Here is a 14,172-nt window from a genome sequence, read left to right as displayed (position 1 = left end):
AGTTGATGACGCGTGTTTGCAAACAATTGATTAAAAACATATTTTTTCCTTGATGAAAACTTGGTCAAGTTGTCCCGAAGGGCGCTACGGCGCGCCTAGAAGGCTGCGCTCCCCTTTGCATCCACAGACTTATCCACAGCTCTTGTGGATAAGCATAAAACCTCACCAACCAGAGTCACTTAGCCCAGATTTCTCGATAGTCGGGCAGCTCGTGCACGCAAGCTCAATGGAAAGGTTTTTACCTGACTAGACAGCCATCGTTTCGTGGTTCCGAAAGCATCCCGACTACACTGGATAACCACGAGGAATCCATGCCTGCCGTTCTACGCATCGCCCTGCCCGTACCTTTGCCGACCCTGTTCGACTACCTGCCACCAACGGAAGGGTCGGCGCAGGCTGGCAGCCGTGTATGGGTGCCGTTTGGCCGCGGCAAACTGGTTGGGGTGGTAGTCGACGCCAACGCGGAGGCGGCTGTCGGCAGCAGTCGACTGAAGCCGGTGATCCGCCTGCTCGATGACGCCCCACTGCTCGATACCGAACTGATGCAGACGCTGGCCTGGGCCGCCGACTACTGGCTGGGTGCACCCGGCGAGGCGTATGCCAATGCCTTGCCGCTGGCCTTGCGCGAACCGCGGTCGCTACCCACCATTGGCGACGAATACTGGTCGCTGAGCCAGGCCGGCCAGAGTGCACACGATGCCGGCAGCCGTCGCGGCGGTAGCAAGCAGCTTCTGGCCCTGCTGGTCGAGGGTGCGCTGAGCGCGCAGGAGCTGACCGAACGTCTGCCCGGCTGGCGCGATGCGAGCCGGCGATTGGCCAGCGCCGGACTGATCGAACGTAGCGAACGCCCACCACTTAACCACGCTCTACCTGCCTCGCTGCCACCGCAGTTGAACGACGAACAGCAGCAGGCCGTGGCCGCGGTCGCCGCACATCTCGGTGAATATCAACCCTTTCTGCTTGACGGCGTCACCGGCAGCGGCAAGACCGAGGTCTATCTGGCGCTGATCGAACAGGTGCTGGCACAAGGCAAGCAGGCGCTGCTGCTGGTGCCGGAAATCGGCCTCGCGCCGCAGACCGTGCGCCGCCTGCGCGAGCGGCTGGGCGTGATCGTCGAAGTGCTGCATTCCAACCTGTCCGAAGGCGATCGTGCGCGCGCCTGGCTACGCGCACGTGCCGGCAGCGCGCGGGTGATCCTGGGTACACGTTCGGCCATGTTCACGCCGCTGCCCGAGGCCGGCATCATCATCGTCGACGAAGAACACGACAGCGCATACAAGCAGCAGGAAGGCTTTCGCTACCATGCGCGTGATCTGGCCGTGGTACGGGCACGGGCGTTGAACGTGCCGGTGCTGCTCGGCTCGGGTACGCCGTCACTGGAATCGCTGGCCAATGCCGAGGCCGGCCGTTATCAAACTCTGCATCTGCGTGCGCGGCCAGGCGCGATCCGCCCGCCACAGGTGCAGATCATCGATATGCGCGCACAGCGCCTGGAACACGGACTCTCGCCCGCGCTGCTGGCCGCCGTGGCGGAAACCGTGGCGCGTGGCGAACAGGTTCTGGTCTTTCGCAACCGCCGCGGCTATGCGCCGGTGCTGCTCTGCCACAGCTGCGGCTGGCACGCCGACTGCCCGCGCTGCGACCGACCGCTCACACTGCACGCTGGTCGCCGCCAGCTGCTCTGTCATCACTGCGATTTTCGACAGCGCGTACCCGTGGCCTGCCCCGTCTGCGCTGCCGGTGATCTGAAGCCGCAAGGGCAAGGCACCGAACGTCTGGAAGAAGCGCTGGTCGCGCAATTTCCGCAGATACCGGTGCTGCGCGTGGATCGCGAAACCACCCGCCGTCGCGATGCTTTCGAGGAACTGCTGGCCACATTGCAGGATGACCAACCGGCGATCCTGGTAGGCACCCAGATGCTGGCTAAGGGGCATGACCTGCCCAACCTTACCCTGGTCGCGATCGTCGGCGTGGACGAAGGTCTGCACAGCGTGGATTTCCGCGCCGGCGAACGGCTGGCGCAGCTCGTGGTGCAGGTCGCCGGGCGCGCCGGGCGGGCGCGCAAGCCCGGCCGCGTGCTGCTGCAGACCCACCAGCCCGAACATCCGCTGCTGCGCGGTCTGCTGGCACATGGTTACGCCGTCGCCGCGCGCGAGCTGCTGGCTGAGCGCCGCCAGATCCAACTTCCGCCCTACAGTCATCAGGTGCTGCTGCGCGCCGATGCCCTCACACGCGAGCCGGTCGATGCGTTTCTCGCTGCCGCGCGTGCTGCGCTACCCGACAGCACCGAGTTGCAGATCGCCGGTCCGATGCCCGCACCGATGCCGCTGCGCGCCGGCCGCCATCGCGGTCAGCTGCTCATGGAGGCAGCCAGCCGCAGCGCGCTTCATGGCCTGCTTCGTCCTTGGCGAATAGCCATCACGGCCTTGCCGCAGGCGCGGCCGGTGCGTTGGTCGCTGGATGTCGACCCGATCGATCTGTACTGATCGATCCGTACCGATCAATCAGTACCGGAATCCGGGCGACTGACGCCGGCTATTCGGTCAAATCGCGCCGCAGCGATCCCGGTTTCACCAGCCAGCGCACCGCCAAGATGCCCAGCTCGTACAGCAGGCACATCGGGATGCCGAGCATCAGCATCGAGGTGATGTCGGGCGGCGTGATCAAGGCGGCAACCGCAAAGGCGCCGCAGATGGCATACCGCCGCGCGCTGCGCAGCTTGGCCAGGTCGACGAGACCGATCGCGGCAACGATCACCACCGCCACCGGCACCTCGAAACACAGGCCGAAGGCGAAGAACATCAGCATCACGAAATCGAGGTAGTGGGTGATGTCGGTCATCATCTCCACACCCTGCGGCGTCACCGCGGTGAGAAAACGGAACGCCGCCGGCAGCACCAGAAAATAGGCAAACGCACCGCCCATGTAGAACAGCACCAGCGCTGCCGCAAGCAGCGGTCGCGCCAGCCGCTTTTCGTGCTTGTACAAACCCGGGCTGACGAACGCCCACAGCTGATAAAGCACCATCGGCATACTGATGAAAAGAGCCGCATAGAAGGCTAATTTCAACGGCGTGATAAACGGGCTGGTGACCTCGGTGGCAATCAGATGCGCGCCCTGCGGCAGCCGCGCAACCAGCGGCTTGGCCAGCTCCGCATACAGCCGGTTCGCGAACGGCACCAGCGCGACCAGCACCAGCAGCACCGTGCCAACCGCCCACATCAGGCGCATGCGCAGCTCCAGCAGATGTGAGAAGAGTCCCTGCAGGCCATCTTCCGTTTCGGGTGTGTCGGACTCAGGCGTTGCCATGCGGCATTTCCATGTCGTGCGCCGGCTTGCCCGGTGGCTCATTCAGCGGAAGCTCCGACTGCATGCCTTCCAGCGTTTGATCGGCAGCAATAGGACCCTGCAAAGGATGAGCTTGGCGCACCCCACTCTCCGATGGCAGACTTTCCGCTGAGTGCCCTTCTGGCTTCAGCACGGGATCCGCTGAAGCCGGCGGCTGTAGCCTTACCATCGCGGCGGCCTCAGCGAACGGATCGTGGGCCTCCTTCAAGGTAGCCTTGACGTGTTGCCGCGCCGCTTCGGCGCTGGCCACGGCTTCGCGAGCGCTGCGCTTGATCTCTTCGATCTCCAGCTCGCGTTCGACTTCGGCTTTTACGTTGTCCCAGCCGCTGCGCACACGACGCAAAAGCGCGCCTGCAGTACGCGCAGCGCCAGGCAGTTTTTCCGGCCCCAGCACGATCAACGCGATCAGCGCGAGCAACACCATTTTGCCGAGACTGAGCTCGATCATTGCAGCGCCCCGCCCGCCGCGCGCTTACTTGGTTTCGCTGGAGTCGCGTTGACTCTGCGTGGTGTTGGCGCGCGTGGCATCCACCGGCGGGTCAGCCCGCAGATGCTCGGCCTCCTGACGCTTGGCCTCGGCTTCCTTCTGCTTGGCCTCGTCATCGCCGCTCACGCTTTTCTTGAAGTCGCGAATCGCGGCGCCAAGATCAGGCCCAAGGTTGCGAATCTTCTTGGTACCGAACACCAGCAGCACGACCACCAGCAGAATGATCCAGTGCCACATACTGTCTAAACCCATGATGACCTCTGAAACAATTCCGAGTGGACCGACTGACTGCCGGGCGCTGGCTTAGGCCCAGCATCTACCGGGAAGTGTACTCCTCAAGGCGATCGCGGAAATCCACCACCGGCCCCGGCACGTTGCTGACGCCACCTTCGAAGATGCGGCGCGGCGTGATACCCGCACCATATATTGCCTCGTTGGCGTCGTAATCAATGCGCAGCGCGGCACCATCGATGGCTACGCCGGCAAACAAGCCGCGCGAGCGGGAGTAGGAGTAGATTTCAGCCTTCATCTGCGCGTCGGTGGAAGCCGTTGCCGTCCGCCCCACCGGTCCAGCGGCAGCGGCGGCATCCGCGCCGACGGTGAACTTGCCATTGACAATGGAATCCACGCCGCGCTGGGTGCGGAATACCAGCACCACGTCCGTTGAAGAGACGCCGGCCTGAAAGCCGATGCTGCCACCGGTGACAGTGACAAAACTGGGGTTGGACCAGGTGCCGTCAGGCGATTTCACCGAGATCAGCCCCTCACCGCGACGACCGCCGAAAACGAAGCCGACCTTCAGCACATCGGGGATGACCGCAATCGCCTTGGCGTCGCGCAGCAGATCCTGCGGAATCGACTTGTCCGGTGCCTCCATGATTTCGCTGAGCACGCGCACGGCATTCTTGGCGCGCACCAGCGGTGGGTCCTCGGCATGCACGGCCATGGCAGGCAGCAACAGGGCCACGCCGATCAGCAGCAGGCGATGCAGTGGTGTCTTGAACATGGAGAGCTCCACTTGGGGTTGGGGATCAATAGGTAATGACGCAGCGCGCCGCGGCGCGCGAGGCTTGTGGCAGACTCATGCGCTTGCTTCAACCGCGACGCCGCCATGCCCTACAACAACTATACCGGCGTTGCCGGTCATTCCGACCAGCAGCCCATGCCGCCCGTTCAGGCTGGCGTGCTGCTGGTGAATCTGGGTACGCCGACAGCGCCTACGGCCAGGGCGGTGCGGCCTTATCTGGCCGAGTTTCTCAGCGATCCTCGGGTCATCGAATCACCGCGCTCGTTGTGGTGGCTGATCCTGCATGGGGTGATCCTGCGGCTGCGGCCGTCACGTTCGGCGCATGCGTACGCCAAGGTGTGGACCGACCAGGGCTCGCCGCTGCGGGTCGGCAGCGAGGCATTGGCCGCCGGCCTGCAGACCGAGCTGGGCTGGCAGCGTCCGAATGGTCCGATTCGCGTGGCACTGGCCATGCGTTACGGCGAGCCCTCGGTCGCGCGCACTATCGAACGGCTGCAGCGCGAGGGCGTGCGCAAGTTACTGGTGCTGCCGATGTACCCGCAGTATTCGGCGACTTCGTCCGGCTCAGTGATCGATGCCGTGATGGACACTTACAAGAAGCTGCGCTGGCCGCCCGAGCTGCGCATCATCAACGATTACCACGACGATCCAGGGCACATCGAGGCGCTGGCGATCAGCATCGAAGCATGGTGGCAAGCCAACGGTCGCGGCGACAAATTACTGCTGTCGTTTCATGGCATCCCCGAACGTTACCTGCATGCCGGCGACCCGTACTTCTGCCAATGCCACGCCACCGCACGGCTGCTGCGCGAGCGACTGGGCCTGACCGAAGACAAGCTGGTGATGAGTTTTCAGTCGCGCGTGGGCCGCGAGCGCTGGCTGCACCCGTACACCGACCAAATGGTCCGCAAGCTGGCGGCCGAAGGCGTGAAAAGTCTCGACGTGGCCTGCCCCGGATTTTCGGTGGACTGTCTGGAAACGCTGGAGGAAATCGCGATGCAGAATCGCGATTTCTTTATCGGAGCTGGTGGCCAGACATTGCGCTATATCCCCGCGCTCAACGACAGTGCCGGCCAGGTCAGCAGCCTCGCTGCCCTGATACTGCGGCACACCCAGGGTTGGCCGGAATTCGCCATCGACTACGATCCTGCCGTGGCGGAACAGCGCGCGATCGACGCCGACCGCCGCGCAAGGATTCAGCATGACCGCGCCGACTGAGCGCCGCATCGCACTGCCGCACCTCGCGCTCGCGGCGCAAGTCTGGGGTGATGATGCCGCGCCGCCACTGCTGGCCCTGCACGGCTGGCTGGACAACGCCGGCAGCTTCGCCTTGCTGGCGCCGCTTTTGGCCCAGCGGTTTCACGTGATTGCGCTGGACCTTCCGGGTCACGGCCATTCCGATCATCTGGCACCGGGCGCTCAGTATCACTACCTCGACTATGTTCGCGTCGTGCTCGAAACAACGGATGCGCTTCAGCTCGATCGCTACACCCTGCTCGGCCATTCGATGGGTGCTGGCATCGCGGCGCTGGTGGCCGCGGCAGCACCGCAACGAATCGAACGCCTGCGATTGATCGAAGGTCTTGGCCCGCTTGGCGATGACGGTTCGCAAACGCTGAAGCGTTTTCGCGAAGCATTTGCCTCGCGTGCTGACAGCACCAAGCCGCTGCGCGTCTTCCGCGATATCGAGCAGGCGGTGAACGCGCGCGTCATCGTCAGTGGATTGGCTGCCGATCTGGCGCGGCCAATCGTGATGCGCGCCCTGATCGAAACCGACGGCGGCTGGCAATGGCGCAGCGATCCCCGATTGACCCATAAAAGCGCCGTACGGCAAGCCGAATCGCAGATCCACGCAATACTTCGTGGCATCGAAGCACCTGCAGCGCTGCTGCTGGCCAAACCCACCACTGCGTACCTGCCCACTGCGCCAATGCAGGCGCGTGCCGACTGCGTAGCGAACATGGTGGTAAGCCATCTCGACGGCGGCCATCATCTGCATCTCGAACAACCTGCCGCCGTTGCGGCGTGGATCGAAGCGGCCGTCTAGCTCTCTATTGGCGAGCTGGCAAGGAAACACGGAGCGACATACGTGTACGAACGTACGTATGTGCGGCGGTGTTCGGTTATCGTGCACGTCTTCCCGCTTCGCTGCAGCCCATGGATCAGCTCCCGACTCCCGAATCACCCCGTCGTCGTGCCGCGCTGACCTTCATCTTCGTCACCGTCATGGTCGATATGCTGGCATTCGGCATCATCATTCCCGTGCTGCCGCATCTGATCGTGCAGCTGATCGGCGGCAGCATCGCCGAGGCGGCAGTATGGTCGGGTGCGTTCGGCGCGTTGTTCATGCTGATGCAGTTTGTGTTTTCACCGGTGCAAGGGGCGCTGTCGGATCGCTACGGACGACGCACCGTCATCCTGATTTCGAGCCTCGGGCTGGGTATCGATTTCGTGTTGATGGCGCTGGCGCCGTCGCTCTGGCTGCTGTTTGTCGGCCGCGCGATTTCCGGTGTGTGCGCGGCCAGCTTTTCGACCGCGAACGCGTATATCGCCGACATCACGCCGAAGGAAAAGCGCGCCGCAGCATTCGGCACGCTGGGCGCAGCGTTTGGCATCGGCTTCATCATCGGGCCGGCGTTAGGTGGCTTTCTCGGCCATCTATCCATCCGGCTACCGTTCTGGATCGCCGGTGTCCTCTCGCTGATCAACTTCGCCTACGGCCTTTTCGTGCTACCCGAATCGCTGCCAAAGGAAAAGCGCAGCGCGCGTTTCGACTGGCGCCATGCCAATCCGCTGGGTGCGCTGGTGCTGCTGCGCCGTTACCCGCAGGTGTTCGGACTGGCCGCCGTATTTTTCCTGATCAACCTGGCGCAGTTCTCGCTCAACTCGACGTATGTGCTGTACACCGACTACCGCTACGGCTGGGGACCTCAGGCGGTTGGCTATACCCTGGCTCTGGTTGGCTTGTGCAGCGGCTTGGTGCAGGCCGTGTTGGTGCGACGGCTGATGCCTACCTTTGGCGAGCGCCGGCTGATCATTGGCGGACTGCTGCTGTGTATCGTTGGCTACCTGTTTTTTGGATTGGCGCCGGTGGCCTGGATTTTCCTGGCCGGCATTCCGTTCCTGTGCCTGGGTGGCTTGGCCGGACCGCCAGCACAGGCGATGATGACCCAGCAGGTCGATCCGCACGAACAAGGCCGTCTGCAAGGCGCCCTGACCAGCCTTGCCAGCCTCGCCGGCATCTTTGGTCCGGCACTGTTCGCCAATATCTTCGCGCTGTTCATCAGCGATCACGCGCCGGTACACCTGCCCGGAGCCGCATTTATTCTCAGCGCGGTGCTATTGCTGGTTTCGGCGGTCATTGCCGCCAACATTACCCGCAGAAACAAAATCATCGCGCCGGTAGCCAGTGACGATATCGCGCCCGTCATCCCGTTCAAGCACTTTTCGCCAGAACCGCTTCCTCACGACTCCACGGAACCATCTCCATGACACTCTCGATGTATCAGACCGCCGTTCCCGTCACCATCCGCGCGCTGGAAAACCTTGCCCACGTACTGAAGAAAGGCGCGGAGCATGCCGCCAAGAAAAATGTCACTGATGAAACCCTGCTGCAGACGCGGCTGATCCCCGACATGCTTCCGCTGGTCAAGCAGGTGCAGATCGCCTGCGACATGGCCACGCGAGGTATAGCACGCCTGGCCGAGGTCGAACCGATGTCGTTTGAGGACAACGAGACCACGTTTGAACAGACCAGCTCGCGCATCCATCGCGCCATCGAGTACATCAAAACCTTCAAATCCGAGCAGATCGATGGCAGCGAGTCCCGCACGATCATCCTCAAGACGCGCACGGGAGAAATGACTTTCGAAGGTCAGGCCTACCTGCTGCACTTCGTCATCCCAAACCTCTTTTTCCATTGCACGACGGCTTACAACATCCTGCGCGAGGCGGGTTCCGAGCTCGGCAAGCCGGACTTCATCGGCCAAGCCTGACATCAGACATGACGACGGCAGCGTGCCGTCGTCAGTGCCTTTCAGAACTCTGCCGAACGCCACGTTGCCCCGTCGCGCTGCTCGAGCGTCTGCAGAGCATCAAGCCCGGCACCGCAGCTGTCGCGGTGGCATCGCTGCATCGCCTGTAACGCCATGCCTTGTCCACTCACACGATCGCATCGACAATAGCCGACCGAGCCAAGCCGCTCAGCCGCGTCGATCGACTACTCCCACCCGTCATGCTGCGAATAACCGACCTCAAGCTGCCGCTGGATCACGCCGAGGAAGCGTTGCCCAAGGCGATCCGCGCCCGCTTGAAGCTGAGCGCGAAGGAGCCGCTGAGCTTCACCGTGGCCAAGCGCAGTTACGACGCCCGCAAGCGCGGCGCGATCCTGCTGATCTATGCACTGGATATCGACACGCCGCGCCAGGCTGAACTGCTGCAAGAATTCGCCGACGACAAGAACATCGGCCCGACACCGGACACCAGCTATCGCTTTGTTGCCCATGCCCCGGCCAACCTGCCGCGGCGGCCAATCGTGATCGGTACCGGCCCCTGCGGGCTATTCGCCGGCCTGATCCTGGCGCAGATGGGCTTTCGCCCGATCATCCTCGACCGGGGCAAGGCCGTGCGCGAGCGCACCAAGGATACCTGGGACCTCTGGCGCAAACGCAATCTGCATCCGGAATCCAACGTGCAGTTCGGCGAAGGCGGCGCCGGCACGTTTTCCGATGGCAAGCTGTGGAGCCAGATCCGTGACCCGCAACACCACGGCCGCAAGGTACTCACCGAGTTCGTCAAGGCGGGTGCGCCGGAAGAAATTCTCTATGTCAGCAAGCCGCACATCGGCACCTTCCGGCTGGTGACGATGGTGGAAAATATGCGCGCCACGATCGAATCGCTCGGCGGCGAGATCCGCTTCAGCAGCCGTGTCGATGATCTGCTGATCGACACCGATGCCAAAGGCAAGCGCCACGTGCGTGGCGTGACACTGCACGGTGGCGAACAGATTCTCGCCGATCACGTGGTGCTGGCGATCGGTCACAGCGCGCGCGATACCTTCGAGATGCTGCATGCGCGTGACGTGTACCTGGAAGCCAAACCTTTCTCGATTGGCTTTCGCGTCGAACATCCGCAATCGATCGTCGACCGCGCACGCTTCGGTGCGCAGGCGGGCCATCCGATTCTCGGCGCAGCCGATTACAAGCTGGTGCATCACGCCACAGGAAATCACGCAGGCAAAGGCCGTTCCGTTTACAGCTTCTGTATGTGTCCCGGTGGCACCGTGGTCGCGGCAATGTCCGAGCCGGGCCGCGTCGTCACCAACGGCATGAGCCAGTATTCGCGCAACGAGCGCAACGCCAACGCAGCGATCGTGGTCGGCATCGATCCGGTCGACTTTGCGCCGTTCGATACCGCGTCCGATAAAAGCACTCCGAGCCCACTGGCCGGCATCGCGCTGCAGCGCGCGCTGGAAAGTCACGCGTATACGCTGGGCGGCGAAAACTACAACGCGCCGGGCCAGCTGGTCGGCGACTTTATCGCCGCTCGAGCATCGCGCGAGTTTGGTGAGGTCGAGCCATCGTTCAAGCCGGGCGTCACGCTGGGTAGTCTGGACAGCGCACTACCCGCCTACGCGATCGAGGCGATCCGTGAGGCGCTGCCCGCGTTCGATCGGCAGATCAAGGGTTTCGCCCTGCACGATGCCGTACTTACCGGCGTGGAGACGCGCACCTCGTCGCCGGTGCGGATCAAACGCGACGACAGCTTCCAGAGCCTCAACACCGCCGGTCTCTATCCCGCCGGCGAGGGTGCCGGCTATGCCGGCGGCATCCTGTCCGCGGCCGTCGATGGCATCAAGGTAGCCGAGGCAGTGGCACTGAGCATCGCCACGCGGCATTGATGATCCCCGCCTGACTTGTCGCACATGACATGACAGGCCTGATCAGCCCAACTGTATAAGCCCGGTTCCGCAAATACTGGCGCGGCAAACTCCAAGCAGGGCACCGCCGCCGCAGCAACGCGATATTCCGTTGCATCAGCGGCCCAAACGCTTCGACCGGACATATATCCATTTGCTTGGCCGCGCCGGCGTGTGTTCATCCGCCGGCGGTATCACCGGCCATCCGCGCCTATTCAGAACGCTCACTACGCGGCAAAGCGCCAAGGCTAGCCCTTGCACTTTTCGTAAATTTTTGCGCTATGAAAACGTAATAAATTATGATTGAATCGGGCGGATCGAAATATATTTCGATCGCATGGCGGACATGAAAGCCATCGGTTGCCACCCATTCCATACCTACGGGGTGAGATCGAAAAGCACGAATTCTTTTTGTATTTATATGTTTATGGGGAATCAAAGACACTATGAAAGCGACGCATCGCTATATGAACGTTCGTAATTTGCTGTCACTGGCATGCCTGACAGCGCTGGGTATCACCCCGGCAATATCGCAAGATATTCCTGATTCGAATCAGCTGGCCAAGAAACAGACGACCCAATTGGAAGTTGTCACGGTGACGGGCAGCCGCATTTCAAACCCGAACGTGATTTCGCCGACACCGATCACCGTACTGACCACAGCCGATATCAAGGCCACGGGTGCCGTCAATATCGGCGATTTGCTGACGACGATGCCGCAGCTGGCGAGCACCTTCACCATGGGCAATTCCGGCCGCTATATCGGTACCGTCGGCGTGCAGAGCCAGGATCTGCGCAACCTCGGCACCAGCCGCACCCTAGTGCTGGTCAACGGTCGCCGTTACGTGGGGTCTTCTGCTGGCGATACCGCAGTCGACGTGAACGTCATTCCGGTCGACTGGATCGAGCGTGTCGAAGTGATCACCGGTGGTGCATCCGCCGTGTACGGGGCCGACGCGGTCACCGGCGTGGTCAACTTCATCCTGAAGAAGAACTACAAGGGTGCAAACCTGCATGTCCAGTACGGTACTTCCGAACATGGCGGCTTCGACAAGAGGCTGATCTCTCTGACCGGCGGCATGAACTTCGCGCAGGATAGCGGCAACATCGCTGTATCGGTGGAGCATAGCGACCAGGATTCACTGGAATTTCGCGACCGCTTTGGCCATCAGTCCTATCGCGCGATCAAGACTCCCAATGGCCCCACCGATACGGCATTGTTTCCGAATGCCGGACAGTACACGATCACCGACGGCGGCACCTTCTTCACTGGCAAATCGCAGACCAATCTTGCCAATCGCTACGTATTCGACCCGGACGGCAGCGTGCGCCATCAGCGTTTCGGCGGCCTCACCGACAATGCCGGTTCATGCCAGGATTGCGACCGTCTGGATGTCAACCAGGTAGCGCAGTTGCAGCCACGCTATGGCCGCACCTCGGTCAATGCCGTGGGCAGCTTCGATATCACGCCCGAGCAACGCCTGTATGCCGAGGGCAGCTACACCCACATCGACGTCAAGAAGTTCGGCCAGCCGGCTTTCGGCAGTGGTGGCAGTGCTTATGTCATCACCCCGGACAACGCCTATGTAACGCCCGGCCTCGCCGCGATCATGAATGGCAACGACATCAACGTAGCGCGCTTCGATGTTGATGGCGGTCGCCGTGGCGAAGACACCAAGCGCAACATTTCGCGCCTGGTACTTGGCGCCAATGGCGTGATCACCGGCGACTGGGAGTACGACGGCAACGTCAACTACGGTGAAATGAAGGAAACCCGCCTCAACCTCAACAACCGTATCAATGACCGTTTCTATGCGTCGATCGACGCCGTGCGTGACCCTGCCACCGGCAACATCGTCTGCCGCTCGACCCTCGATCCGAGCTCGATCAATCCGAACACCGGTGATGTGCTCTCGTCGTTCGCAAGCCAGGGCTGTATTCCGACCAGCATCTTCGGTGCCGGTGCCATTAATCCGGCCGCCGCACGGTGGTACAACACGACGACTACCACCACGTCGAAACTGACCCAGTTCGTCGGCGGCGGTACCGTGACCAACAACAACCTGTTCCAGATGCCCGGCGATGCCGGCTCTGCCAGCCTGGTTGCCGGCCTCGAGTTCCGGCGCGAAACCAGCCGTCAGGATACCGATCCGCTGGACGTGTCGGGCCAGACCTTCCTCAACGCGATCCCCAGTTCCGGCGGCGCCTACGACGTGAAAGAAGGCTTCGTCGAATTCGCGGCACCGCTGCTGGCCGACAAGTTCCTGGTCAAGAGCCTGACCTTCGATGCCGCCGCGCGTTTCTCCGACTACAGCACGAGCGGCCACACCAAGACCTGGCGCTGGGGTCTGGATTGGGCGATCGACAGCAATGTGCGTCTGCGCGGCACCATGTCGTCGGCCGTGCGTGCACCGAACATCGGTGAACTGTTTGGTGGCCAATCGGAGAATTTCTTCACGATTACCGATCCATGCTCGGCTATCCAGATCAAGAACGGCAAGGATCCCAAGGTACGCGCCGCCAATTGCACAGCGTTGGGCGTGCCAGCTGACTTCCAGTCGGTACCGGGTGGAACCATCCGCGGCATTTCCGGTTCCAATCCGGCGCTGAAGCCGGAACTGGGCCGCACCTGGACGGCCGGATTGGTGCTCACTCCGCAATTCCTGCCCGACTTCGGCCTGACCCTGGACTACTGGAACATCAAACTGACCGACGCCATTGCCGCCGTCAGCGGCAACGATACGGTGCTGCGCTGCGTAGACTCGCCAAGTGGCATCAACAACATCTACTGCCAGAACAACACCCGCGACCCGGTCACCCATGAAGTCAACTTCATCAAGAACCTGAACCAGAATATCGCTTCGCTGAGCACCTCCGGCGTCGATATCGGCGCTTACTACTCGCACGACCTCGGTGCAGGTCGCATGCGCTGGGGTCTGGATGCCACCAAGGTGATCGCTTTTACCGAGCATCCGTTCCAGGACGATCCAAGCTCGGCGATCGAGGACAACGGTACCGCAGGGTTCCCGAAATGGAAAACCACGTTACGCGCGACATACACGCTCAGCGACTGGACGTTCAATTGGAACGCACGCTATTTCTCGCACATGCTGCGCGTGAGCAACGAGAGCTACAAGTCGAACCCGACTTCAACCACGCCGATCCGCTATCCCTCCTCATTCATCAATGACGTGAAGGTCGGTTATGTCTTCAAGGACATAGGCCTGCAGGCCTATGTCGGCGTGACCAACGTGTTCGATCGTAATCCGCCGGTCAATGTCTTCGGTAACAGCAGTGAGGTGGGCGGTCTGTACGACACAATCGGCCGTGCCTACTATGTTGGCGTGAACTACACTTTCTGAGGGCTGAAACCGCCGTCTGGAAAAAAGAAGC

Annotated in this window: 11 protein-coding genes; 7 read left to right on the top strand and 4 right to left on the bottom strand. The window is 62.1% G+C overall.

The window, feature by feature from the left end; all coding sequences use genetic code 11:
- The first annotated feature begins 311 nt into the window (after positions 1–311).
- The gene (locus tag HDE80_RS08795) at positions 312–2,486 is read left to right on the top strand and encodes a primosomal protein N' (protein WP_184670021.1); all 2,175 of its coding nucleotides are present in this window, start codon (positions 312–314) and stop codon (positions 2,484–2,486) included.
- 49 nt (positions 2,487–2,535) lie between these two features.
- On the opposite strand, the gene tatC is transcribed toward HDE80_RS08795, so the two are convergent.
- The 4 genes from tatC to HDE80_RS08775 form a co-directional block, all read right to left on the bottom strand.
- Positions 2,536–3,309 carry a twin-arginine translocase subunit TatC gene (gene tatC, locus HDE80_RS08790; RefSeq protein WP_184670019.1) on the bottom strand — a complete coding sequence of 258 codons (774 nt, stop codon included), beginning with the start codon at positions 3,307–3,309 and terminating at the stop codon, positions 2,536–2,538.
- Positions 3,296–3,796, bottom strand: a complete 501-nt coding sequence (gene tatB / locus HDE80_RS08785) for a Sec-independent protein translocase protein TatB (protein ID WP_184670017.1) — start codon at positions 3,794–3,796, stop codon at positions 3,296–3,298. The genes tatC and tatB overlap by 14 nt, the downstream gene beginning before the upstream one ends.
- A gap of 24 nt (positions 3,797–3,820) precedes the next feature.
- Positions 3,821–4,087: a twin-arginine translocase TatA/TatE family subunit gene (tatA, locus tag HDE80_RS08780; protein WP_184670015.1), complete on the bottom strand. Its 267-nt coding sequence runs from the start codon at positions 4,085–4,087 to the stop codon at positions 3,821–3,823.
- A 64-nt stretch (positions 4,088–4,151) separates the two neighbouring features.
- The gene (locus tag HDE80_RS08775) at positions 4,152–4,841 is read right to left on the bottom strand and encodes a lipid-binding SYLF domain-containing protein (RefSeq protein WP_184600407.1); all 690 of its coding nucleotides are present in this window, start codon (positions 4,839–4,841) and stop codon (positions 4,152–4,154) included.
- Positions 4,842–4,946: 105 nt separating this feature from the next.
- Between HDE80_RS08775 and hemH the strand changes: the two genes are divergently transcribed.
- From hemH to HDE80_RS08745, 6 genes are all read left to right on the top strand, one after another.
- Positions 4,947–6,080 carry a ferrochelatase gene (hemH, locus tag HDE80_RS08770; RefSeq protein ID WP_184670013.1) on the top strand — a complete coding sequence of 378 codons (1,134 nt, stop codon included), beginning with the start codon at positions 4,947–4,949 and terminating at the stop codon, positions 6,078–6,080.
- On the top strand, positions 6,064–6,909 hold the full coding sequence (locus HDE80_RS08765) for an alpha/beta hydrolase (protein ID WP_184670011.1): 846 nt from the start codon (positions 6,064–6,066) through the stop codon (positions 6,907–6,909). Before hemH ends, HDE80_RS08765 begins: the two co-directional genes overlap by 17 nt.
- Before the next feature lie 110 nt (positions 6,910–7,019).
- Entirely contained in the window at positions 7,020–8,354 is a 1,335-nt protein-coding gene (locus HDE80_RS08760) for a TCR/Tet family MFS transporter (protein ID WP_184670009.1), read from the top strand.
- The gene (locus tag HDE80_RS08755) at positions 8,351–8,857 is read left to right on the top strand and encodes a DUF1993 domain-containing protein (RefSeq protein ID WP_184670007.1); all 507 of its coding nucleotides are present in this window, start codon (positions 8,351–8,353) and stop codon (positions 8,855–8,857) included. Before HDE80_RS08760 ends, HDE80_RS08755 begins: the two co-directional genes overlap by 4 nt.
- Positions 8,858–9,096: 239 nt before the next feature.
- Complete coding sequence (locus HDE80_RS08750; RefSeq protein WP_184670005.1) at positions 9,097–10,761, top strand: NAD(P)/FAD-dependent oxidoreductase; 1,665 nt, start codon at positions 9,097–9,099, stop codon at positions 10,759–10,761.
- Positions 10,762–11,246: 485 nt separating this feature from the next.
- Positions 11,247–14,141: a TonB-dependent receptor gene (locus HDE80_RS08745; RefSeq protein ID WP_184670003.1), complete on the top strand. Its 2,895-nt coding sequence runs from the start codon at positions 11,247–11,249 to the stop codon at positions 14,139–14,141.
- Positions 14,142–14,172 lie beyond the last annotated feature (31 nt).

This window comes from Rhodanobacter sp. A1T4 (genome assembly GCF_014207185.1).
Lineage (GTDB): Bacteria > Pseudomonadota > Gammaproteobacteria > Xanthomonadales > Rhodanobacteraceae > Rhodanobacter.
This window is presented reverse-complemented; position numbering and strand designations above follow the sequence as displayed.